Source organism: Pseudomonas sp. SLFW (assembly GCF_009905615.1).
Taxonomy (GTDB): Bacteria; Pseudomonadota; Gammaproteobacteria; order Pseudomonadales; family Pseudomonadaceae; genus Aquipseudomonas; species Aquipseudomonas bambusae.
In genome coordinates this window covers 52327-75421 of the sequence record NZ_JAAAKW010000007.1, presented here as the reverse complement: position 1 = coordinate 75421, position 23095 = coordinate 52327, and the positions used below count along the sequence as shown (strand labels likewise).

At 60.8% G+C, this 23095-nt stretch carries 24 protein-coding genes; 7 read left to right on the top strand and 17 right to left on the bottom strand.

Features of this window, described 5'->3' with window-relative positions; translation table 11 throughout:
- Nucleotides 1-39: 39 nt before the first annotated feature.
- The 17 genes from GVN17_RS14510 to cbiE all read right to left on the bottom strand — a co-directional run bounded on the left by GVN17_RS14510 (nucleotide 40) and on the right by cbiE (nucleotide 14830).
- Nucleotides 40-579, bottom strand: a complete 540-nt coding sequence (locus tag GVN17_RS14510; RefSeq protein WP_166595965.1) for a GNAT family N-acetyltransferase — start codon at nucleotides 577-579, stop codon at nucleotides 40-42.
- A 31-nt stretch (nucleotides 580-610) separates the two neighbouring features.
- Nucleotides 611-913 (bottom strand): urease subunit gamma, encoded by a 303-nt coding sequence (locus GVN17_RS14505; RefSeq protein ID WP_081563993.1) that lies wholly within the window; start codon nucleotides 911-913, stop codon nucleotides 611-613.
- 157 nt (nucleotides 914-1070) lie between these two features.
- Nucleotides 1071-1916, bottom strand: coding sequence for an urease accessory protein UreD (locus GVN17_RS14500; protein ID WP_166595964.1), 846 nt, complete (start codon nucleotides 1914-1916; stop codon nucleotides 1071-1073).
- 49 nt (nucleotides 1917-1965) lie between these two features.
- Nucleotides 1966-2664: an urea ABC transporter ATP-binding subunit UrtE gene (urtE, locus tag GVN17_RS14495; RefSeq protein ID WP_166595963.1), complete on the bottom strand. Its 699-nt coding sequence runs from the start codon at nucleotides 2662-2664 to the stop codon at nucleotides 1966-1968.
- A 129-nt stretch (nucleotides 2665-2793) separates the two neighbouring features.
- Complete coding sequence (gene urtD, locus GVN17_RS14490; RefSeq protein WP_166595962.1) at nucleotides 2794-3648, bottom strand: urea ABC transporter ATP-binding protein UrtD; 855 nt, start codon at nucleotides 3646-3648, stop codon at nucleotides 2794-2796.
- Nucleotides 3645-4724, bottom strand: a complete 1080-nt coding sequence (gene urtC, locus GVN17_RS14485; protein WP_166595961.1) for an urea ABC transporter permease subunit UrtC — start codon at nucleotides 4722-4724, stop codon at nucleotides 3645-3647. The genes urtD and urtC overlap by 4 nt, the downstream gene beginning before the upstream one ends.
- On the bottom strand, nucleotides 4724-6316 hold the full coding sequence (urtB, locus tag GVN17_RS14480) for an urea ABC transporter permease subunit UrtB (protein WP_166595960.1): 1593 nt from the start codon (nucleotides 6314-6316) through the stop codon (nucleotides 4724-4726). The genes urtC and urtB overlap by 1 nt, the downstream gene beginning before the upstream one ends.
- Before the next feature lie 213 nt (nucleotides 6317-6529).
- On the bottom strand, nucleotides 6530-7795 hold the full coding sequence (gene urtA / locus GVN17_RS14475; protein ID WP_166595959.1) for an urea ABC transporter substrate-binding protein: 1266 nt from the start codon (nucleotides 7793-7795) through the stop codon (nucleotides 6530-6532).
- 352 nt (nucleotides 7796-8147) lie between these two features.
- Nucleotides 8148-9521 carry a PepSY domain-containing protein gene (locus GVN17_RS14470; RefSeq protein WP_166595958.1) on the bottom strand — a complete coding sequence of 458 codons (1374 nt, stop codon included), beginning with the start codon at nucleotides 9519-9521 and terminating at the stop codon, nucleotides 8148-8150.
- Nucleotides 9522-9605: 84 nt separating this feature from the next.
- Nucleotides 9606-10010 carry a DUF2946 domain-containing protein gene (locus GVN17_RS14465; RefSeq protein WP_371928553.1) on the bottom strand — a complete coding sequence of 135 codons (405 nt, stop codon included), beginning with the start codon at nucleotides 10008-10010 and terminating at the stop codon, nucleotides 9606-9608.
- Between the two features lie 80 nt (nucleotides 10011-10090).
- The gene (locus tag GVN17_RS14460; protein ID WP_166595956.1) at nucleotides 10091-10567 is read right to left on the bottom strand and encodes a copper chaperone PCu(A)C; all 477 of its coding nucleotides are present in this window, start codon (nucleotides 10565-10567) and stop codon (nucleotides 10091-10093) included.
- A gap of 54 nt (nucleotides 10568-10621) precedes the next feature.
- Nucleotides 10622-11038, bottom strand: coding sequence for a DUF2946 domain-containing protein (locus GVN17_RS14455; protein WP_166595955.1), 417 nt, complete (start codon nucleotides 11036-11038; stop codon nucleotides 10622-10624).
- Nucleotides 11039-11105: 67 nt separating this feature from the next.
- Nucleotides 11106-11399, bottom strand: coding sequence for an addiction module antidote protein (locus tag GVN17_RS14450; protein WP_166595954.1), 294 nt, complete (start codon nucleotides 11397-11399; stop codon nucleotides 11106-11108).
- A 2-nt stretch (nucleotides 11400-11401) separates the two neighbouring features.
- Nucleotides 11402-11704, bottom strand: coding sequence for a type II toxin-antitoxin system RelE/ParE family toxin (locus GVN17_RS14445; protein WP_166595953.1), 303 nt, complete (start codon nucleotides 11702-11704; stop codon nucleotides 11402-11404).
- A gap of 107 nt (nucleotides 11705-11811) precedes the next feature.
- The gene (locus tag GVN17_RS14440) at nucleotides 11812-12534 is read right to left on the bottom strand and encodes a cobalt-precorrin-6A reductase (protein WP_166595952.1); all 723 of its coding nucleotides are present in this window, start codon (nucleotides 12532-12534) and stop codon (nucleotides 11812-11814) included.
- Nucleotides 12531-13628, bottom strand: a complete 1098-nt coding sequence (locus GVN17_RS14435; RefSeq protein ID WP_166595951.1) for a cobalt-precorrin-5B (C(1))-methyltransferase — start codon at nucleotides 13626-13628, stop codon at nucleotides 12531-12533. Before GVN17_RS14435 ends, GVN17_RS14440 begins: the two co-directional genes overlap by 4 nt.
- The gene (cbiE, locus tag GVN17_RS14430) at nucleotides 13628-14830 is read right to left on the bottom strand and encodes a precorrin-6y C5,15-methyltransferase (decarboxylating) subunit CbiE (protein ID WP_166595950.1); all 1203 of its coding nucleotides are present in this window, start codon (nucleotides 14828-14830) and stop codon (nucleotides 13628-13630) included. The genes GVN17_RS14435 and cbiE overlap by 1 nt, the downstream gene beginning before the upstream one ends.
- Before the next feature lie 415 nt (nucleotides 14831-15245).
- Between cbiE and GVN17_RS14425 the strand changes: the two genes are divergently transcribed.
- The 7 genes from GVN17_RS14425 (at nucleotide 15246) to GVN17_RS14395 (ending at nucleotide 23093) form a co-directional block, all read left to right on the top strand.
- Complete coding sequence (locus GVN17_RS14425; protein ID WP_166595949.1) at nucleotides 15246-16220, top strand: hypothetical protein; 975 nt, start codon at nucleotides 15246-15248, stop codon at nucleotides 16218-16220.
- A gap of 493 nt (nucleotides 16221-16713) precedes the next feature.
- Nucleotides 16714-17088 (top strand): hypothetical protein, encoded by a 375-nt coding sequence (locus GVN17_RS14420; protein ID WP_166595948.1) that lies wholly within the window; start codon nucleotides 16714-16716, stop codon nucleotides 17086-17088.
- Nucleotides 17089-17484: 396 nt separating this feature from the next.
- The gene (gene cobG, locus GVN17_RS14415) at nucleotides 17485-18921 is read left to right on the top strand and encodes a precorrin-3B synthase (RefSeq protein WP_166595947.1); all 1437 of its coding nucleotides are present in this window, start codon (nucleotides 17485-17487) and stop codon (nucleotides 18919-18921) included.
- Nucleotides 18914-19540: a precorrin-8X methylmutase gene (locus GVN17_RS14410; protein ID WP_166595946.1), complete on the top strand. Its 627-nt coding sequence runs from the start codon at nucleotides 18914-18916 to the stop codon at nucleotides 19538-19540. The genes cobG and GVN17_RS14410 overlap by 8 nt, the downstream gene beginning before the upstream one ends.
- Nucleotides 19537-20271, top strand: coding sequence for a precorrin-2 C(20)-methyltransferase (locus tag GVN17_RS14405; protein WP_371928548.1), 735 nt, complete (start codon nucleotides 19537-19539; stop codon nucleotides 20269-20271). Before GVN17_RS14410 ends, GVN17_RS14405 begins: the two co-directional genes overlap by 4 nt.
- Complete coding sequence (gene cobJ, locus GVN17_RS14400) at nucleotides 20271-21986, top strand: precorrin-3B C(17)-methyltransferase (RefSeq protein WP_166595945.1); 1716 nt, start codon at nucleotides 20271-20273, stop codon at nucleotides 21984-21986. The genes GVN17_RS14405 and cobJ overlap by 1 nt, the downstream gene beginning before the upstream one ends.
- A gap of 336 nt (nucleotides 21987-22322) precedes the next feature.
- Nucleotides 22323-23093, top strand: a complete 771-nt coding sequence (locus GVN17_RS14395; RefSeq protein WP_166595944.1) for a hypothetical protein — start codon at nucleotides 22323-22325, stop codon at nucleotides 23091-23093.
- Nucleotides 23094-23095: the final 2 nt, after the last annotated feature.

Sequence of the window (23095 nt, the reverse complement as noted above, 5' to 3'; positions counted from 1 at the left end):
TTCAAAGAGAGAAATCAGGGCATAGGGTTGGCTTGTGGATTATTGCCTTGGCGCCTGAGACGGCGGGGCCTTAGCCCCCGGCGACAGGTCCAGTTGCATGAAGGTCAGGTCCAGCCAGCGGCCGAATTTGGTGCCGACTTGCGGCATCTGGCCGGTGGTGATGAAGCCTTGCCGTTCGTGCAGGTGAATCGAGGCGGCATTTCCGCTTTCGATGGCCGCGACCATCATGTGCTTGTCGCAGGTTTTCGCGCGTTCGATCAGCGCTTTCATCAACAAAGGACCGAGGCCATTGCCGCGCTGGTCGGCGCGCACGTAGACCGAATGTTCGACGGTGTGGCGGAAGCCCTCAAAGGGCCGCCAGTCGCCGAACGAGGAGTAGCCGAGCACCTGACCGGCGTTATCGACGACCACGAGGATCGGGTAGGCCTGGGTCTGGCGCGCGGCGAACCACGCTTCGCGATTGGCCAGGTCCACCGGCTGTTCGTTCCAGATCGCCGTGGTGTTGAGGACGGCGTCGTTGTAGATGTCCAGCACGGCAGGCATGTCAGTCAGCAGCGCGTCACGAATCGTATACGTCATGTTCGTTTTCACTTGTTCAAAAAGGGGTGTTTCAGGCAATCGGTTGATGCACGGTCACCAGCTTGGTGCCGTCAGGGAACGTGGCCTCGACCTGGATCTCCGGGATCATTTCCGGGATGCCTTCCATCACTTGTTCACGAGTGAGCAGGGTGGTGCCGTAGTGCATGAGTTCCGCAACGGTCTGGCCATCGCGCGCGCCTTCCAGCAGCGCGGCGGAGATGAAGGCCATGGCTTCCGGGTAGTTGAGCTTCAAGCCCCGGGCCAGTCGCCGCTCGGCCACCAGGCCTGCGGTGAAGATCAGCATCTTGTCTTTTTCGCGTGGCGTCAGGTCCATGTTTCTTCCGTTTCAAAAAGCCAAATAAGTTGTGACCGCCACAAATCCTGTAGGAGTGAGCTTGCTCGCGATAGCGGTGTGTCAGACACATATCCTTTTCTGACAAACCGCTATCGCGAGCAAGCTCACTCCCACAGAGATGTGTGAATCCGCAAAATCAGGTACTCCAGATTCTCGGCGCGACAGCCTCTCTGCCCAACAGCGCAGGCCGCAGCACTTTCCACAATTCAATCAACCACGCCCGCGCATGCAGCGCTTCATCGGCCAGGCAGCGCGCGACGATCAGCCCTGGCAACTGACTCACATCCCCGCGCACCGGCGACTGTTCAGCCAGTTCGCGGCAACGCTTCATCAACGCCGCGTCAATCTCGCCGGTCACGATCAGCGTCGCGAACACGGGTTTGCCGCACAGGCCCACCGGCGAATCCAGCAACCCGTCATTCCCTGTGATGCGCTGGCGCTCATGCCACAGCAGTTTGCCGTCGCGACGAATGTCCAGGTGCGCCTGAAAATGCCCTTGTTCAAAACGCTCGCCACTGGCCGGCCGCCCGAGCGCCACGACGTCCCAGTACAACAGCCGCGCATCGCCTTCAAGCTCGATACGCGTGGTCAATTCAGCCTTGGCCTCGCTGAAGACGATCGTCTCCTGCGGCAGCCATTCCAGCGTAGCGCCTGCGGCAACCTTCAACTCTAGCTGTTGATAAGCGGAACCCGCCGCGCGATACCACTTGGCAGCGCCGGGGCTGGTCAATTGCGCCCAGGCATCGGCACCGACGCTGGCGCTGATGTCCAGTCGGTCGCCCCCGGCAATCCCGCCCGGTGGGTGAACGATGATGTGCTGACAGACTTCCGGGCCTTCGGGGTACAGGTGCTTTTGCACCCGCAACGGACCTTTGTGGCGGCGTTGGGTCGGGCGCGTAGTGTCGTCGAAACGCCCATAGCCCAGCTCCAGCTCGGCGTGCCAGCTGGGTGTGAACAGGGCGGTGTGGGCAGGCAGGTTCATAGTGTTCGGTGTCTTTCTTTGAAGGCGTCTACCTTAGCCGATCGGTGCATCATATGGTGACCAGACCACGTACGCCTTCGGCCTCCATGTTTTCGCCGCGACCTTGCTGAACGATCTCGCCACGGGACATGACGATGTACTGATCCGCCAGCTCGGCAGCGAAGTCGTAGAACTGCTCGACCAGCAGAATCGCCATGTCGCCACGGGCTGCGAGTTTCTTGATCACCGCACCGATTTCCTTGATCACCGAGGGCTGAATGCCTTCGGTGGGCTCGTCCAGAATCAGCAGGCGAGGGCGACTTGCCAGGGCGCGGCCGATGGCCAGTTGTTGCTGCTGACCACCCGACAGGTCGCCGCCACGGCGATGCTTCATCTGCAGCAGCACGGGGAACAGTTCGTAGATGAACGCCGGCACTTCCTTGGCCTCTGAGCCGGGAAAACGGGACAGGCCCATCAGCAGGTTTTCTTCCACCGTCAGACGCCCGAAAATCTCGCGTCCCTGGGGCACGTAAGCGATGCCGGAATGCACGCGTTGGTGCGGCTTGAAACCGGTGATCGGCTTGCCTTCCCACTGCACCACGCCTTCTTTGGCGGGCAGCAGGCCCATCAGGACTTTTAGCAGGGTGGTCTTGCCCACGCCGTTACGGCCCAACAGGCACGTGACTTCGCCGATCTTCACGTCAAAAGACAGGCCGCGCAGGATGTGGCTGCCGCCGTAGAACTGATGAAGCTTTTCAACCTGGAGCATGGCGTCATTTCCCAAATATTTAGGCAGGACCTGTAGGAGTGAGCTTGCTCGCGATAGCAGAGTGTCAGGCGATGAGATGCCGACTTCAGAATCGCAATCGCGAGCAAGCTCACTCCTACAGGGTCGGCGTTATCTGCCGAGATAAACCTCAATCACCCGCTCATCCGCCTGCACTTCTTCCAGCGACCCCTCCGCCAGCACACTGCCTTGGTGCAGCACGGTGACGTGGTCGGCGATGGTGCCGACGAAGCCCATGTCGTGCTCGACCACCATCAGCGAATGCTTGCCCGCGAGGCTCTTGAACAGTTCGGCGGTGAATTCGGTTTCGGCGTCGGTCATCCCCGCCACAGGCTCGTCGAGTAGCAGCAGCTGCGGGTCCTGGACCAGCAACATGCCGATCTCCAGAAACTGCTTCTGCCCGTGGGACAGCAAACCCGCAGGCCGCGCCATCGATGAGGTCAGGCGAATGGTTTCCAGCACGTCGCTGATGCGATCGCGTTGCTCGCCGTTGAGCTTGGCCCGCAGGCTGGCCCAGACCGATTTGTCGGTCTTCTGCGCCAGCTCCAGGTTCTCGAATACGCTCAGCGCTTCGAACACGGTCGGCTTCTGAAACTTGCGCCCGATCCCGGCCTGAGCAATCTGCACTTCGCTCATCCTGGTCAAGTCGAGCGTCTCGCCGAACCAGGCGGTGCCGTGACTGGGGCGGGTCTTGCCGGTGATCACGTCCATCAGCGTGGTTTTGCCTGCGCCGTTAGGGCCGATGATGCAGCGCAGCTCGCCCACGCCGATGTACAGATTCAGATCGTTCAGCGCCTTGAAACCGTCAAAACTGACGCTGATGCTTTCCAGCGTGAGAATGGTGCCGTGTCGGGTGTTCAGCCCTTTACCGGCGATCTGGCCCAAGCCGATGGCGTCGCGGCTGGTGCCTGCGTCGCTGTTCGGGTCCAGCACGGGATCGAATGCGGGAGTCGGCGTGCTTTTCATTGTTCGCCCCTTTTTTTCATCAGGCCAATCACGCCTTTGGGCAGGTACAGCGTCACCACGATGAAAAGCGCGCCGAGGAAGAACAGCCAGTATTCCGGGAAGGCCACGGTGAACCAGCTCTTCATGCCGTTGACCAGACCGGCCCCCAACAGCGGGCCAATCAGCGTGCCACGACCGCCCAAGGCGACCCAAACAGCAGCCTCGATGGAGTTGGTCGGCGACATTTCGCTGGGGTTGATGATGCCCACTTGTGGCACATACAGCGCGCCCGCCAAGCCGCACAAAACAGCGCTCAGCACCCAGACGAACAGCTTGAAACCGCGCGGGTCGTAGCCACAGAACATCAGGCGGTTTTCTGCGTCCCGCACAGCGGTCAGCACCCGGCCGAACTTGCTGCGCGCCAGGCGCCAGCCGACGAACAGGCTGCCGACCAGCAAGGTCACGGTGAGCAAAAACAGCACCGCCCGTGTGCCTTGGGAGGTGATGCTGAAACCCAGAATGCTGCGGAAGTTGGTGAAGCCGTTGTTGCCGCCGAAACCGGTTTCGTTGCGGAAAAACAGCAGCATCCCGGCGAAGGTCAGGGCCTGGGTCATGATCGAGAAATACACGCCCTTGATCCGCGAACGGAAGGCGAAAAAGCCGAACACCAGCGCCAGCAGTCCTGGCGCCAACACCACCAGGCACATGGCCCAGAGGAAGTGTTGCGTGCCGACCCAATACCACGGCAGTTCGGTCCACGACAGGAAGGTCATGAACGCAGGCAGGCTGTCGCCCGAGGCTTCGCGCATCAGGTACATGCCCATCGCGTAACCGCCCAGCGCGAAGAACAGGCCATGACCCAGCGACAACAGGCCCGCGTAGCCCCAGACCAGATCCAGCGCCAGAGCGACGATGGCGTAGCACAGAATCTTGCCCACCAGCGTCAGGGTGTAGGCCGACACTTGCAGGCTGTTGCTTTCGGGCAGCAGCGAGAGCAACGGCAGGGCGATCAGCAGGGCGAGGATGACCACGCCCACTCCGAGCGTGACTTTGGTGCCAGCGCGTTGCGCGGCGGTAACCATCAATGGCTGGTTCATCAGTCGATCACCCGTCCTTTGAGCGCGAACAGCCCTTGCGGACGTTTCTGGATAAACAGAATGATCAGCGCCAGGATCAGGATCTTGCCCAGCACTGCGCCGATTTGCGGTTCGAGAATCTTGTTGGCGATGCCAAGGCCAAAGGCCGCCGTGACGCTGCCAGCCAATTGCCCGACGCCGCCGAGCACCACCACCAGGAACGAGTCGATGATGTAGCTCTGGCCCAGGTCAGGACCGACGTTGCCGATCTGGCTCAGCGCCACGCCGCCCAGCCCGGCAATGCCGGAGCCGAGCCCGAAGGCCATCATGTCGATGCGCCCGGTGGGCACGCCGCAGCAGGCGGCCATGTTGCGGTTCTGGGTCACGGCGCGCACGTTCAGACCCAGGCGGGTCTTGTTCAGCAGCAGCCAGGTCAGCACCACCACGAACAGCGCGAAGCCAATGATGATGATTCGGTTGTACGGCAGCACCAGGTTCGGCAGCACTTGAATGCCACCGGACAGCCATTCGGGGTTGGCGACTTCGACGTTCTGAGCGCCGAACACCACGCGGATCAGCTGAATCAGCATCAGGCTGATGCCCCAGGTCGCGAGCAGGGTTTCCAGCGGGCGACCGTACAGGTGACGAATCACGGTGCGCTCCAGCGCCATGCCGATGCAGGCGGTGACGAAGAACGCCACCGGCAGCGCCACCAGCGGATACAACTCGATGGCGCCGGGTGCGTAGCGCTGGAACATGATCTGCACAACGTACGTCGCGTAGGCGCCGAGCATCAGCATCTCGCCGTGGGCCATGTTGATCACGCCCAACAGGCCAAAGGTGATCGCCAGCCCCAGTGCCGCGAGCAGCAGGATGGACCCCAGGGAAACACCGCTGAACACTTGGCCGATCACTTCACCCACCATCAGCTTGCGTTTGACTTGCGCCAGGCTGGTTTCGGCTGCAAGGCGCACGGTGGGGTCGGTTTCAACGTTCGGTTCGAGCAGGTTCTGAAGACGGGTGCGGGCCAGTGGGTCGCCGGTTTCACCGAGCAAACGCACAGCGGCGAGGCGCACGGTCGGGCTGGTGTCGACCAGTTGCAGATTCGCCAGCGCGAGGTTCAGGGCCGAATGAACGGTGTCGTCTTTTTCGCTGGCGACTTGCTGCATCAGCAGTTGCAGTTGCGCAGGGCGGGCGCTTTTCTGCAGGGTCAGCGCGGCGGCCAGACGCAATTTGGCGTCGGCGGCGAGTAATTGGTGACTGGCCAGCGCGGTTTCCACCAGACCGCGCAAACGGTTGTTCAGGCTGATGGCCTGGGGCTCGTCAGGATTGGGCGCATCGGCTGAGGCCGGAGCATTCGGGTCGACGGCCGTGTAGGTGTCGCCGTTCTGGATGAAGGCGCGGTTGCTGCTGTCGGCGGCCACCCGGCCTTCCTGCAGGGCAACCAGCAACTCGACGCGCGCAGGGTCGGGCTTGGCGGCCCAGGCTTCCAGCAATTCAGCGCGTTCGGAGGATTCGGCCGCGACAAAGTCACCGGCATCGCTGGCGTGGGCTGCGAAAGGCAGCAACAGGCTCAGGGCGATAATGAGGCGGTAGAGAAGAGATCTGGGCATATCGTTTGGCCTTGGTGTCGGCGTACAGCAGAGAAACCGCGTTGAGGCATTTCGCGAATGAATTCGCTCCCACAGAAGATCGCGATCAACTGTAGGCCTTCGCTTGCTCGCGATAGCGGTTTGCCTGTGGTCTTTGCGCCGTCTGACACACCGCCATCGCGAGCAAGCTCACTCCTACAGGAACGGTCTTTTCTGGCCATCCCCTGAGCTTGCTTAGTTACTCTTCACCGCATAGTCAGGCTTCTTGTCGTTGCCCGGAATGAACGGACTCCAAGGCTGAGCACGGATCGGCTCCTTGGTTTTCCAGACCACGTTGAACTGACCGTCGGCCTTGATCTCGCCGATCATCACTGGCTTGTGCAGGTGGTGGTTGGTCTTGTCCATGGTCAGGGTGAAGCCCGACGGCGCGGCGAAGGTCTGGCCGGCCATGGCTTCGCGGACTTTATCCACATCGGTGGACTTGGCTTTCTCGACCGCCTGTGCCCACATGTGGATGCCCACGTAGGTGGCTTCCATCGGGTCGTTGGTCACGGCCTTGTCGGCGTTCGGCAGGTTGTGGGCCTTGGCGTAGGCTTTCCAGTCCGCGACGAACTTGGTGTTGACCGGGTTCTTCACCGACTCGAAGTAGTTCCAGGCGGCCAGGTTGCCCACCAGCGGTTTGGTGTCGACGCCGCGCAGTTCTTCTTCGCCCACCGAGAATGCAACGACCGGTACGTCGGTGGCCTTCAGGCCCTGATTGCCCAGTTCCTTGTAGAACGGCACGTTGGAGTCGCCGTTGACTGTGGAGATCACCGCAGTCTTGCCGCCAGCGGAGAACTTCTTGATGTTGGCCACGATGGTCTGGTAATCGCTGTGACCGAACGGGGTGTAGACCTCTTCGATGTCGCTGTCCTTCACGCCTTTGGAGTGCAAGAACGAACGCAGAATCTTGTTGGTGGTGCGTGGGTAAACATAGTCGGTGCCCAGCAGGAAGAAGCGCTTGGCCGCGCCGCCGTCTTCGCTCATCAGGTACTCGACCGCAGGAATCGCCTGCTGGTTAGGTGCAGCGCCGGTGTAGAACACGTTCGGCGACATCTCTTCGCCTTCGTATTGCACCGGGTAGAACAGCAGGCCGTTCAGCTCTTCGAAGACCGGCAATACCGATTTACGCGACACCGACGTCCAGCAACCGAACACCACAGACACCTTGTCCTGAGTGATCAACTGACGTGCCTTTTCAGCGAACAGCGGCCAATTGGACGCAGGGTCAACGACCACGGCTTCCAGCTTCTTGCCGTTGACGCCGCCTTTGGCGTTGATTTCGTCGATGGTCATCAGCGCCATGTCTTTGAGCGACGTTTCGGAGATGGCCATGGTCCCGGACAAAGAATGAAGAATGCCGACCTTGATGGTGTCGGCGGCCTGGGCGGTCCACGTCAAACCCATAGCGGCGATCGATGCGGACAAGGTGAACGCTTTAAGCAAACTACGACGCTTCATTGGCTAGCTCCATTCTTTGATTTTTTTAGGAAAGGCTGTTGGCGGTGCAGAGGTTGTGTCTGCTTAGGCTTTAGCAAAGGCTGGGCCAACGCCGGAAACGTCGCAGAATCGAATGAAAGCGTCGCGATCGAGAGAGGGGGTGCACCAATGTGGGATGGCGCGGGAGCCGTGGTGCGGTGGGTGCGCTGATGTGGTGCGGATGTTGTCTGGGTCGACAGGTTTTTGGTGGGGCGCGCTCAAACGACGCTGCACATGTCGGACAGAAAAACAAAGACGGGGCCTGAAACCGGAAATGAGGAGGAATTCATCACTAAACCACCCAAAAAAGGTTCCAGGCCCCGCAGGACGCAATCTAAGCTGTTGTCGTCGATTTGGCAAAGCGCGAAAGGGCTATCCGATCGAGTAACCATATTGCCATTATGGAAATCCCGACGAGCGGAAAGGCAACCCCCAGCGCAATCATCACCACTGTCGCCATTTTCCAGCGCGGCAAGTCATGACGCAGCGGCGGAACACCCCAGCCGTTTTGCGGCCGACGTTTCCACCAGATCACAATCCCGCTCACCGAACTGAGCAGCACCATCAGGCAGATGAACAGGATGATCAGCTGATTGATCCAGCCGAACATCTTGCCTTCGTGCAGCATCACGCCCAACTCGGTGGCTCGCGACACCACGCTGTAATCGGCGTAGCGGACGTCCGCCAGCACCTTGCCGCTGTACTGATCGACATGCAGTGTGGCGTCGTTGTGAGGATCGTCTGCAAACACCGACACTGTGAACACGCCGTCGGCGGTTTTGGGTGACGTGATGCTGTAGCCAGGTTCGATCTTCCGCTCCTTGGCGATGTCCACGACCCGTTGCAACGTGATCTTGGGCGCGGCAGGTGCGCTGGACATGGCGCTGTGATTCATGTGCTCCGCGTGATCGTCGGACGACACCGGCATGGGTGTGTTTTCCAGCGCCCACGGCACGGTCTGCACGGCGGCGGAGTTCAGATCGCCCGCCTGTTTATCGGACTTCGGCACGTCATTCCACATCGCCGCAGGAAACGTGTTCCACACATCGGCGTAGACCTTGCCCCACATCCCCGTCCACGTCATGCCGCTCAAGAGCATGAACAACAACGCCACCGAACCCCAAAAGCCGGTCACCGCATGCAGGTCGCGCCACAGCACTCGGCCTTTGGCGCTGATCCGCGGCCATAGCACGCCTGCCGATGAACGCCCTCGCGGCCACCACAGATAAAGGCCGGACACCACCAGCACGATGCCCCAACCCGCTGCGAGCTCGACAAGACGATCGCCGACCGTGCCAATCATCAGTTCGCCGTGCAGCTCGCGGGCCATCGCTTGCAGGTTGCTCTTCGCATCCTGGGTGCCGAGGATCTGGCCGTTGTAGGGATCGATGAACAGGTTCACGTCGCGGCCGTCTTGTTTCACCACGAACTGCGCGCTGCTCTCCGCGTTCACAGGCGGCAGGTATTTGCTGATCAACACGTTGGGGTAGGCCGCGAGCACACGCTGTTGCTGCTCGTCGGCGCTCAGCAGGTGATGGGCCGGTTTGACCGTCAGCAGGTCGCTGTACATCAGCGAATCGAGCTGCGGTTTGAACAGATAAACCATCCCGGTCAACGACAGCAGGATCATGAACGGCGCCACGAACAGCCCGGCATAGAAATGCCAGCGCCACGCCAGGTTGTAGAAAGACACGTTGGGTCTGGACACGGTAAAACGCTCCCGTCAGGGATAAGCACGGTGCAGCCCGCTGACGGCTGCATGGCCGTCAGCGGGTGCGAATGTTCTGAATGTTCAAGCGACGGAAGTGAAGGGCGGAGCGCGACTGCGTGCGTTGGGGAAGACATGCCGCTGAGCGTGCCCCTGTTGCGGGGTCGCGTTGTAGAAGTCGGCAGGTTTCGGCGGTACAGGCGCAATGACCGCCAACGTCTGGGTCAGTGCAGGGCAACTGAACAGCAGGGTGCAATAGCCGCACTTGGCCCAGATCACATGATCCACGCCTGCCCCGTCAGCCGTCTTTACGTGGTGTCCGCTGTGATCGGCAGACGCCATGTCCATCTGGATGGACATGTCCATGTCGGCAGCCATCGACGCCGACATCGGCATGCCCGCGTGGTGCTCCATCGGCATCGACTGCGAGATCAGCGGGCCGATGAAAATCATCAGCATTGCGAACAGGCTCAGCCACGCACCCGATATTTTGCGGGGTGCGTGAGCGTGACGACTGTGGATCGCGGACAAGCGGCTCAAGGGCGTTAAGCTTCGATGATCAGGGGCGATTAATGGGCATGGGCAGGCGCCGAATCGTCAGGCGCGTCCTTTTGCACCATCACCTCGACCGCCAGGTCTCCGGCCTTTTCGAAGTGCAGGGTCAACGGGAAGCGCTGGCCAGAAGTCAGCTTCGAGCGGTCCTTCAGGTCCAGCAGCATGACGTGGTAGGCCATAGGGGCGAATGTCACCGTGCCACCTGCCGGAATGTCCACCGACTCGACCTGTTGCATCTTCATCAGGCCGTCCTGATGCACATGCTGGTGCAATTGAGCCGTGCCCGCGATGGGGCTGTCGACGCTGACCAGACGATCGGCGTCCGAACCGCCATTTTTGATCACAAAGTAGGCGGCAACGGTGGGCGAGTTCGGTGGCAGCTCCATTGACCACGGGTGAGCGATGGACAGTGGGCCTTTTTCATATTCGTGAGCATCCACCACGCAGGTAGACAGCAGCAAAGCTGCCAGCAGCAGAACTTTTTTCAACATGGGGCAGGCCTCTTCAGGTCATTCAGATACGCGAAGTAAAGCGTGAACGAACGATCAGACGCGCGGAGAGGCCCGGGGATTGAGGTTGGGCCATAACACCCGAGGTGGCGCGTGGAACACCAAAATGGCATTCGGCAGGCGGACAGGCTGGACGAACACGATGAAACCTGGCTGATTGTCGGCCGGAATCGCCACCATCGACAGAACGCCGGAGCAGCACGGGCAATGCTCCATCAGGGCGTGGTCGTTACGCTCCGGGCTGCTTTGATCGGCAGACGAAATGGGCGTGGCCACCAAACGCGTGCCGCTGCCGGTACAGAAGCTGCCCCATACCACCCGCTCGCCTTGCGTACGCGGCATCGTCGGCGTCATGGGCATCGCCAACATGCCGAACAGCAGCGCAAAGCACGCAACCCAGGCAAAGGCCCGGCGCCGCTTGAGGCTGATGAGGGTACGTTCTTGTTTTTTCATGTCGGCCATTTAGCCTGAATGGGCGCGAGATGTAAAAAGCGTGGGTGCGGCGATGTGTCGCGGGCGGTCAGGTTGTGGCGTGGAGCTTGAGTCCCAAGGCTTTGATGACCTTCATGATGGTTTCAAGGTCTGGATTACCTTCATTGCTCAGCGCTTTGGAAAGGCTGTCCATATCCATTCCCATGTCTTGGGAGATTTGAGTCATGCCGTGCGCTCGGGCGATGTTGCCGAGCGCTTTGAGAACGAGGACGCCGTCTCCTTGATCTTCTTTCAGGCAAGCGTCCAGATAGCCCGCCATGTCTTCCGGCGTATCAAGGTAGTCCAACACGTCGTACGGTTTGAATTCTTCTTTAACTTTCATCTTCATGTCCTCATGCCGAGGTTCTTGACCATTTCCTTGGCCTGATCGATATCACGCGCCTGTGTGGATTTATCGCCACCAATCAGCAGCAGGTACAAAACGGTGCCACGGCGGATGAAGTAGATCCGATACCCAGGTCCATAATGTATTCGCATTTCATAAATTCCGCTGCCAACCGGTTGGCAATCCCCGAAATGCCCCTCTTGAGCGGCGTCGAGTCGCGCAAGAATGCGTCGTTGGCCAGTTTTGTCCTTTAGCGACTTTAACCAAGCCGAGAATGAGGTAGAACGTTCGAAAAAAATCATGCGGAAAAGATATTCCGTAAGGCTTTTTTTCGAAGTCAGGCGAAGCAGACGAAAGAAGTCGGAGCGTTCGTCGTGTTGCTGATGAATTTGCAGCGATTTGGGATGGATCAGGAAAAGTCTTGCAACGCAGATAAAACCTGCACGGCGTTCCAGAACTCCCGATCCACCGCTGCCAACTTCGGCCGTTTCAGCACCAACACCGGCACCCCACGCTCCCGCGCCACTTCCAGCTTGGGCTCTGTCGCACTGCTCCCGCTGTTCTTGCTGATCAGCACATCGATTCGGCGACGCTCGAACAACTCACGCTCGTCCTCAAGGTGAAACGGCCCGCGCGCACCGATGACTTCGCAGCGTGCGTTGCCGGGGTAGACGTCGAGGGCGCGGAGGGTCCAGAACTGGTGGTCGGGGATTTCGTGCAGGTGTTGCAGCGGCTCGCGGCCCAGTGTGAAGAGTGGGCGTTTGAAGGGGGCGAGTGCCGTGATGAGTTCTGCCCAGTCCGAGACCTCTCGCCAATTGTCGTCGGGACCGGCTTGCCAGGCAGGGCGACGCAGGCCCCAGCAGGGAATGCCTGTCAGGATGGCGGCAGTGGCGGCGTTCTGACTGATCTGCGCGGCGTAGGGATGCGTCGCATCGAGGATCAGACCAATCCCTTCATCGCGTACGAATTGCGCCAGGCCTTCCGCGCCGCCGTAGCCGCCGACGCGCACTTGGCAGCGCAGATCGTTGGGTACACGACCTACGCCCGCGAGGCTGTAGATGTGTTGTGGCCCCAGGGTTCGGGCGATGGCCAATGCTTCCGTCACGCCGCCCAGCAGCAGGATGCGCGTCATGTGAAGGCCCCCGCATGGCCGACGATGCCACCTTGCCGGTCAATGGCAAACACCTCGACTTGCACCTGCGAAGGCACCACGCTGCGGGCGAAATCCAGCGCGTGCTGACACACCGCATCTCCCAGCGCCACACCGACTGCCGACGCCATGGCCAGCGCCTGTTGACTGGTGTTGGCTTCGCGAATCTGCTGCTGCAATTGGGCGTCAGCGCCGACGTCGGCGGCCCATTGCGCCAGTTGGTCCAGATTGATGCTGGAGTGTCGGCTGTGCAGGTCCATGTGTCCGGCGGCGAGCTTGCTGATCTTGCCAAAGCCGCCGCACAGGCTGAGTTTATCCACAGGCACCTTGCGCAGATGCTTGAGGACAGCGCCGACGAAATCGCCCATCTCGATCAGTGCGATGTCGGGCAGGTCATAGACCCGGCGCATGGTGTCTTCGCTGGCGTTGCCGGTGCAGGCGGCGATGTGCTGGTAGCCGTTGGTCTTGGCGACGTCGATGCCTTGATGAATCGACGCGATGTAGGCCGCGCAGGAAAACGGCCGGACGATGCCGCTGGTGCCGAGAATCGACAGCCCGCCCAGAATCCCCAGACGCGGGTTCATGGTTTTGAGCGCCAGCTCGCTGCCTTTTTCCACGCAGACCGTGACTTCGAAGCCGCCGGCATAACTCAGGTCAGCCGCCAACTGAGTCAGATGCTCGGTCATCATGCGCCGGGGGACGGGGTTAATGGCCGGCTCGCCGACGCCCAGCACCAGGCCTGGGCGGGTCACGGTGCCGACGCCGGGGCCTGCGACGAATCGCACACCGGGTTCGGACATCAGCCGCACCTGCGAGTACAACAACGCACCGTGGGTGACGTCCGGATCATCGCCCGCATCCTTGATCGTGCCCGCTTCCGCGCCACCTTCGATGGCCCGGCAAAACTCTAACCGCATCTGCACCTGCTTGCCCTTGGGCAGCGTGATGTCGATGGCGTCGTTCATCTCACCTGCCAAGAGCAATCGCGCCGCCGCGAGGGAGGTCGCCGTGGCGCAGCTGCCCGTGGTCAGGCCGCTGCGCAGGGGAGCGGGTTGCTCGGCGGTTTCGTCGCGCATCAGGGCTTGATCGCTTCGAGCAGGGTGATCGGCAACGCCTGACGCCACGTGTCGAATTTGCCGAGCGGCTTGGAGTGGGCGATATGAATGCGCGTCAGCTCGCCGCCATGCCGTTCACGCCAGTTCACCAGCATCGCTTCGCTTTGCAGCGTGACGGCGTTGGCGATCAAACGGCCACCTGAACGCAATTGCTCCCAGCAGCCGTCCAGCACGCCGGGTCGTGTCACGCCGCCGCCAATGAAAATCGCGTCGGGGCGTTCCAGCCCTTCAAGCGCGTCGGGCGCGCGGCCGCGCACCAATTGCAGACCGGGAACCCCAAGCGCGTCGCGGTTGAATTCGATCAGTTGATGGCGATCTTCATTGGACTCAATGGCGATGGCGCGGCAGGTGGGATGGGCGCGCATCCACTCAATGCCGATGGAGCCGCACCCAGCACCGACGTCCCACAACAGCTCGCCAGGCACGGGCGCGAGACGGGCGAGGGTGATGGCGCGCACGTCGCGTTTGGTCAACTGGCCGTCGTGACGAAACGCGTCATCGGGGAGTCCGCCGAGGGGCGACAGTCGCAAAGTGTCTGGCGCGGCGCGGCAGTCAATCGCCACCAGATTCAGTGGCGCGATGTCTGGGTCCGACCAGTCCTGAGCGGTGCCGTCCACACGGCGTTCCGCCGGGCCGCCCAAGTGTTCGAGGACGGTCATGTGGCTGGGCCCGAAACCCCGCTCGCGCAGCAAGGCCGCCACCGCGGCGGGGCTGTGTCCGTCATTGCTCAGCACCAGCAGGCGCAAACCGTGATGCAGTTGCGCGTTCAATGCCGCCAAGGGGCGAGCGACCACCGACAGTGTCACCACATCCTGCAACGCCCAGCCCAAGCGGGCGGCAGCCAGCGAATAGGAGGAGGGGGAGGGGATCACGCGCATCTGCTCGATGGGCACCTGGCGTGTCAGGCTGACGCCGACGCCAAACAGCATCGGGTCGCCGCTGGCAATCACACAGATCGGCTCACCGCGCTGATCCAGCACGGGCTGCAAGGAAAACGGGCTAGGCCACTGACGGCGTTCAGCCTGGATGCACGGCGGCAACAGGTCCAGCTGGCGCGAGCTGCCGAACACCTGACGCGCCTGCAACAGCGCATGCCGCGCATTTTTGCCCAGCCCCTTGTAGCCGTCCTCACCGATTCCCACGACTGTCAGCCACGGCGACATGTATTGCCCTCAGACCCAATGCTTGCGACAGGCCGGTTTGAAAGGCCTGTGGATAAAGGTGGGCATGATAGCGCGCTGGCAGAGCGTCGTCGTCCATGGGCCTGTCGCAAAGATGGGCGCAATCCTCTGTGGGAGCGAATTCATTCGCGAGACGACGGTGCAATCTATACATCTCTGTTGGTTGGAATATTTTTCGCGAATGAATTCGCTCCCACAGATTCAGGCGCCAGCGGTCGTACTGGCTGTCAGAAGATTTCTGGCGCTCACGTCTGTTTCGTAAGGTTTTTGAAGACGACAGGTAGGGCATTTCTGAAACTTCCGTAGTCACGCCCAAATCCCCGCGTCATCTACTGACAACCCCCAAAACCCACCCCTATCGTCCTTGCCTTCATCAAACGATCAGGACGATCCCTGCATGTCCACGCCTTACGCGTTCATCAATGACGGAAAACGCAGTCTCTCCTGGTATCGAGAGGGTCTCATGATGGGTGGGCGCGCCCACCAGAAATTCGACCGGGTCAACGCTCACCTCGGCTTGGGGGGCATGGGCAAGCCGGGAGAGTTAATCATCGTCGGTGACGACTCAACGGAGATGTGCACACCGGACGAGGAAATGCTCATGTTCCATGCTCGAAACGTCCATCAGACCCTCTTGGGCAGCAACAACGCCAGCGCACACCTGCAGACTCACAATTACGACTTGCTGCAAAGCATCATGACCTACGGCTCCATCGGCGTCGGCAGTGCGACCTCGGCGTGGGCAACGCACCTGAATCAGGTGCAGGACACGCTGAAAGACATCGGTACGGCGTATCAGAAATGGCGCTTCGGAGTGTTCACCAAAGATCAGTTTCTCGCACAGCGCCAAGCGCTGTTCAGCACGCTCGACGGCCTGTTACGGGGGATTGGACGCTGGGGAACTGGGCTCAAGAACAACTCGTCGATCAAGAAAATGCTGGGGATCTCCAGTAAGCGATACCTGCACACCGGCGAGATCGCCAACTATGCGAAGAACGTCAAACGCATGGGCAACGTCGCGCGTCATCTGAGTTCGGGAACGGTCGTGGGCGTGATGCTGGACCTTGGCGCCGGAGGATTGGAAATCAAGGAGGCCTGCTCGACGGGGCGCGAACAGCAATGCACGAAGGCGAAGTTTGTGGAGGTGGGGAAGATGATGCTTGGGATTCCGGTAGCGTGGAAAGGTGGAGCTGTCGCGGGCCCCGCTGCAGCCCAACTGTGTCTGAGGATGGCGGGACCGTCTCGTGGCGCGAGTGTTGTCGTATGCGGGATCGCGGGAGGTGCGCTGGCTGGCTGGGGGGCTGGCAAGGGCGGTTCGGTTGCTGGAGAGGTGTTAAGTACGATGTTGTATGAGGTCATTGAAGGTGAATGATCTTTTCTTATTGTGGGTTGCTCTTATCTCAGCCGGTTTTTTACTCATTGGACATTGCCTTGCGCTCTATGCCGCGTACCGTGTCCTCCCTGAGATTGAACGACGGTTGTACAACTGCAAAATCGTTACAGATGCCATTAGATTTTGGGGCCCGTACAGCCATCCGGGAAGGATGTATCGCTACTCGATGCTCAGCTTGGTACTGACGTCTCCCCGGCTTTTGCACAAGCATGGCCTGATTGATCTCGAACAAGTGTGCAGCCTTTCTGTAAAGCATCGACGTTGGATAAGCATTCCGTCGAGGATCGGAGGCATCGGCCTTATCACAATGTTGACGGCGCTGGCGCTTACAGGACGGCTTTGGTAGCCCTCACTGTATTCATAGGCGGAGCTGGCTCGTAACTTCTGGCTAGCGTCTTATACGGCTCATTCCGTAGGTCTGCGGCGGTTATAACTGAGGCGGGTGGAGCGATGCTCTACGAGTTGATTGGCGATGAGTGACCGTTTTTTGGAATGGATCGCTTTGATATCAGGCGTGATTGTGGTTGTGAGTTTTTGCATTGATGTCTACGTCAAATACTTCGTATTGGAAAAAGTTGAAGCCCAACTCAAAAGTTGCAAAATCGTCGAAGACGCACGCTTGCTGTGGAGCGGCAGTGGCTTCGTAGGTAGACGATACAGATTGGTGGCAGTCAACCTTGCGCTGACATCCACCGAGCTTCTATTTGAGAATGGGCTGGTGGATGTCGGCGAGGTAAAGCAGGTGCCCTCTCACCTGAGGCGGTGGATTTGCATACCTGACACGATCGGGCTGGGAGGTTTCGTCGTTGGGATGATTGCTTTGGCGCTGCTGGGCAAACTTTGGTAACGCTATTGATGTGGACGGGCATTACGGCTGCGGTAGTGCAGCTCATCGGTTTTCTCTTCATGCTCTACGCCGCCTATTTCATCCTCCCCGAGATTGAACGGCATTTGTACAGCTGCAAACTGGTCACTGACGCTAGAAAATTCTGGGGGCCGTACAGTCATGCCGGGAGAATGTACCGGTATTCAATGCTCAGGCTGGTGCTGGGGTCTCCTCTGCTTCTTGAACGAAAAGGCTTGATCGATGTTGAGCAAGTGAACAGCCTTTCCCTTCGGCATAGGCGATGGGTGTACCTCCCGATGCGGTTCACAGGCGTGGGGTTCTTTGGTGTGCTCACAGTCGGGGCTCTCCTCGGCGCATTCGGGTAACGCGCATTTCCATCCGACAGACCGCCTTTTCATGCCTGCCGCCAAAGCAGGCATAATACCGCCCTCGCAGATCCCGCGATCTGCACTTCCCGACCCGATCACGTCAGGTGACCCTTTGGCCGAGCCGCTGTCTGCTCGTATTCCCGTTGCGCCCCTACGCCCCTCGGCTTGTCCGGGGTTGTTGCGTATCGTCCCGGCGCTGGATGGGGGTATCTGTCGGATCAAGTTGCCCGGCGGCGTGATCACGGCTGGGCAGGCGTTCGCCGTGGCTGATGCTGCCGAGCACTCCGCTGGCGGAGTAATTGAGGCGACGAATCGCGGCAACGTGCAGATTCGTGGCATCGGTGCCGATCACGAGGGTTTGATCACAACCTTGCTGGAGGCTGGTCTCGGCCCCAAGAATCCCGCCAGCGATGACGTGCGCAACCTCATGCTGAGCCCCACGGCGGGTGTCGATCCCGAGCAACTGTTCGACGTGCGTCCGCTGGCTGCACAGCTCCTGAACACGCTGGAAACCCATCCCCGCTTTCACGAGCTGTCGCCGAAGTTCGCCGTGTCGCTGGACGGGGCCGAAGGCGTGGCGATGCTCGAACACCCTCACGATCTGTGGCTGTCAGCGCTGAACGTGGAGGACGAGACGCTGCTGGGCTTTGGCCTGGCGGGTTGTCCTGCGACCGGCTCGCCGCTGGCGGCGGTGTCGCTGGATGCCGGGCATGATCTGGTGGTGGCGGTTCTGGAGCTGTTCCTCGAACACGCGCGTCCCGATCAGACCCGCATGCGCCATCTGCTGGCCGACATGCCTGCCGATCAGTTCCTCGCACAGCTCTCGGAGCGTTTGCCGCATTCCGTGCGGCATGATCAAAAAGTAACCACGTGGCGTCGCTCGCCGATCAGACTCAATGCGCACATCGGGTTTTATCCACAGCGCCATCCGGATTTCACCTCGGTGGGTGCTGTCGTGCCTTTAGGGCGCTTGAATCCGTCCATGTTGCGCAGCGCTGCGACGCTCGCCGTTGAACTGGGCGACGGCACCGTGGCAATGACCCCATGGCAGAGCCTGATGTTGCGCAATGTCCGCACTGAAAACGGTTCGCGTGCTGTCGACGGTTTACGTAAGGCGGGCCTGCTGTGCGACGCCGATCAAGCCCTGTCGCAGGTGATTGCCTGCACCGGCTCCGCCGCCTGCGGCAAAGGGTTGGCCGACACTAAGGCCGATGCGCTGCAACTGGCGGCCTGCCTGCAACGCGAGGGTGTCAGCCAGGCTGTGCACCTGTCGGGTTGCGACCGGTCCTGCGCCGCCGCTCATGTCGCGCCGATTACGTTGCTGGCGGTGTCCGCTGGCCGTTACGACCTGTATTTTCGCCACGCAGAACAGCCGGGTTTTGGCGAGCTGCGAGGGCGTGATCTCACTATAGAAGCAGTCGGTGCGTTGTTGACCGCCGACTCACGGAGCAACACCGATGATTGATTACATCCGCGACGGCCAGGAGATTTATCGCAACTCCTTCGCGATCATTCGCGCCGAAGCCCGTCTCGACACCATTCCGGCCGACCTGGAAAAGCTCGCTGTGCGCGTGATCCACGCCTGCGGCATGGTCGACGCGGTCGAAGGGCTGCGCTTCTCGCCCGGTGCTGGCACCGCAGGGCGTCAGGCCCTGGCGGCTGGCGCGCCGATTCTGTGTGACGCGCATATGGTGGCCGAGGGCGTGACCCGCGCCCGTCTGCCCGCCAACAATCAGGTCATTTGCACCCTGAAAAACGAAGGCGTGCCCGAGCTGGCCCGTGAGCTGGGCAACACCCGCTCTGCCGCCGCGCTGGAACTGTGGCGCCCGCATCTTGAAGGCGCGGTCGTGGTCATCGGCAACGCGCCGACCGCGCTGTTTTACCTGTTGGAGATGATCGACGCGGGTGCACCGAAACCTGCATTGATCCTCGGTTTTCCAGTGGGGTTCGTCGGCGCGGCAGAATCCAAGGACATGCTCGCCGCTGACAGCCGAGGCGTGCCGTACGTGATCATGCAGGGCCGTCGTGGCGGCAGTGCCATGGCTGCCGCTGCGGTCAACGCCCTCGCCACGGAGGTCGAATGATGCAGGCTCGCGGTCGTCTGATAGGTCTGGGCGTGGGGCCCGGAGATCCTGAGCTGATCACCGTCAAGGCGCTTCGCCTGTTGCGCGAGTCGCCGGTGGTGGCTTACTTCGTCGCCAAGGGCAAGAAGGGCAACGCCTTCGGCATCATCGAAGCGCATCTGCAAGATGCCCAGACGCTGATGCCGCTGGTGTATCCGGTGACCACCGAAGTGCTGCCCGCGCCGATGTCCTACGAGCAGATCATCAGCGATTTTTACGACACCGCCAGCCTCGACGTTGCCGCGCATCTGGATGCCGGTCGTGACGTGGCGGTCATCTGTGAGGGTGACCCGTTCTTCTACGGCTCCTACATGTACCTGCACGACCGGCTGGCCGAGCGCTACGAAGCTGAAGTGGTGCCGGGTGTCTGCTCGATGCTCGGCGGCGCTTCGGTCTTGGGCGCGCCGTTGGTGTATCGCAATCAGAGCCTGTCGGTGCTGTCGGGCGTGTTGTCCGCCGATGAGCTCAAACGCAAGCTGGTGGACGCCGACGCGGCGGTCATCATGAAGCTGGGCCGCAACCTGCCGAAAGTGCGCCAGGTATTGGTGGAAACGGGCTTGGCGGAACGCGCGCTGTATGTCGAGCGCGCCACCATGAGCAATCAGAAAATCGTGCCTTTGGCCGAGGTCGATCCGATGTCGTCGCCGTATTTCTCGCTGATCATCGTACCCGGCGAAAGGTGGCAAGGCTGATGGGCGATTCCAGTCATAAAGCCCCTGCCATCGTCATTTTGGGCAAGGGCGCGCTGAACACGGCGCGGCGTATTCAACAGTTGTACCCGGATGCGTTGATTCACGGGTTGGTCGAGCGCGTTGAAGGGGTTGACCAAAGCTATTCCGATTTTGGCGCGACGCTTCGTCAGCTGTATCAACAGGACACGCCGATTATCGCCCTGTGTGCGGCGGGCATTGTCATCCGCACCCTTGCGCCGGTGTTGCTGGAGAAAGGCGCCGAGCCGCCCGTTCTTGCCGTTGCTGAAGACGGCAGCGCGGTGGTGCCACTTTTGGGTGGACTGGGTGGCGTCAACGTCATGGCTCGCGAGATTGCTGCGGGCTTGAACACAGCTGCCGCGATCACCACCAGCGGCGAGCTGCGTTTCGGAACCTGCTTGCTCAATCCACCCTCCGGCTACGCGCTGGGCGACCTGGAGTTGGGCAAGCGTTTCGTCTCTGATTTGCTCTCCGGTGAAAGCGTGCGCATTGAAGGTGCGGCGCCTTGGCTGGCGCAAGCGCAATTGCCGGAGGACGATCACGCGCATCTGGCGATTCATGTCGGGTATGCCGAACGTGAGCCGTCGGCCAATGAACTGCTGATTTACCCGCGCAATGTGTTGGTGGCGGTCGAGGCATCGGTCGAGAACATCGCCGACGTTGTGAAGGCCACGCTGCACGAATCGCGCATCGCGTTGCCATCGCTTGCCTGCTTGCTGGCGGGTGAAAGCGACATGGCTCGCCCGCAATTGCATGCCGCCGCCGATGCTTTGGGTGTACCCGTGCGCTTTACCTCGACAGCGTCGCCGAGCGACATGGCACAGCAGGTCTTGCCCCAGTTACTACTGCCCCCGGTTACGCCCATTGAAGGCCTCGCCATTGCCGTCGCACCGCAACCGCTGGACATCGAAAAGATCGGTCGCGGACGCGGTCGGCTCGCCGTCATCGGCCTTGGCCCCGGTGCTGCCGAGTTCATGATTCCCGCCGTCAAGGCTGAGCTGGCGCGGGCCAACGATGTGCTGGGTTACGAAACCTACGTGCGCATGGCTGGGCCGTTTCGGACCGATCAAGTGCTGCATTGCACCGATAATCGGGAGGAAATGCAGCGCGCTCGCCACGCCTTCGAACTGGCCGCCCAAGGGCGCTCGGTGGTGGTCGTGTCATCGGGTGATCCGGGCGTGTTCGCCATGGCGGCGGCGGTGCTGGAAGCATTGCATGAGTCCGATGATCCACTGTGGCACTCGGTGGATCTGGAGATCCTGCCAGGGGTTTCAGCTTCACTGGCAACGGCCGCTCAAGCCGGCGCGCCACTGGGGCATGACTTCTGCGTGATGTCCCTGTCGGACAACCTCAAATCGTGGGAAATCATCGAAAAGCGTCTGGACCTCGCCTGTCAGGCAGACCTGGCGCTGGCGTTCTACAACCCGATCTCCCGCTCCCGCCCGTGGCAGTTGGGGCGTGCGTTGGAGATTGTCCGTCAACATCGCACGCCAGAAACGCCGGTGACCTTGGGGCGTGACATTGGCCGACCGGGCCAGACCTTGCGCGTGATCACGCTGGGCGAACTCACCCCCGAGCAGGTCGACATGCGGACCATGGTGTTGATCGGCTCATCGTTGACCACGACCTTTCCTCGCTCGGAAGGAGGGCAGTGGGTGTACACGCCGCGTTGGTATGGCGCCAAACCCGCTCATTAAGTTGTAGATGTGAAGGAGGAAGACTTCGGAATCCCTCCTTATCTGCGTAGGAAAGAGCATTTCTGCGATGGGAAAAATCCTTCCCTGAAGTCTGGAAAAATCATCCAGCCGAGCGCGCATCTTTTCCACGGTGTTAACCCCTCATTGTCAGTCCGATCACTCTATGGTCAGAAGCTCCCGGCGTGCGGGCGCTTCAGGTCGTGGTACGCATTTGCTCACGTTTATTTCGACGCTCAATCGTGAACGCATGTAACGGCTGGTACAGCGTTCCAATCCTCCGTTTGCGCTAGGGTGCTCACGTCCACGACGGACAACTTTTCTTAAAAGGACTTAGCAATGAACAACCAAGAGTTTCTGGATCACCTGGCCTGCGTGCCTTCCCTGGACTCCATCCCTCCTGCCATCACTGCGCGCACTGCCCGCACCGACCTGATCGATCCGGCCAGCGGCGCTGTGGTAGGTCAGGCGGTCCTCGGCTTCGTCGCAGGCATGAGCCAGCAAGCCCGTGAGGACGTGCTGGACACCTTCACCTACGCCACCCTGGCGGCGGACAAGCGTTACAACGTCGTGACCGACAATGGCGAGTGGTACAAGACCTTCCGTTCAGCCATGACCCGCGCGTTGAACTGGGCGCCTCAAGACATCGCGTTCGTCAGCCACTCCAGCCGCGAACGTGTCCTGACCATGGACAAGATCGGTCTGGAACTCATCGCTTCTTCCATCGCCGCTGTCGGCACTGGTGGGGCGGCAGGACCGCTGATGCTGCAAATCGCCGGTGACGCTGTCGAGGCGCTGAAACAAGGGGATGAGCCGGTCCGTCTGTTCAACAGCCGCACCAAAAAACCGGGTGGCGCCCGTTTCATGGTGGGCGGGTGCAACGAAAGCGCAGACGGTGTCATCACGCTGGCCGTGGCCGCAGTCGAGGCGAAAACCCGGATCAACGTCACTAACGTTCTGTTCGTCAACTGGAACTCGGTGGCTGTCGACCTGAACAAAAGCGCCGACGTCTTTATCTTCAATCAGTCGCTGTACGCCCACCGTCGCGAGCTCGTTCGTCAAAAGCTGCTCGAAGCGTCCGACGCGGCCTTCATGGAATTCCCGATTTAAGG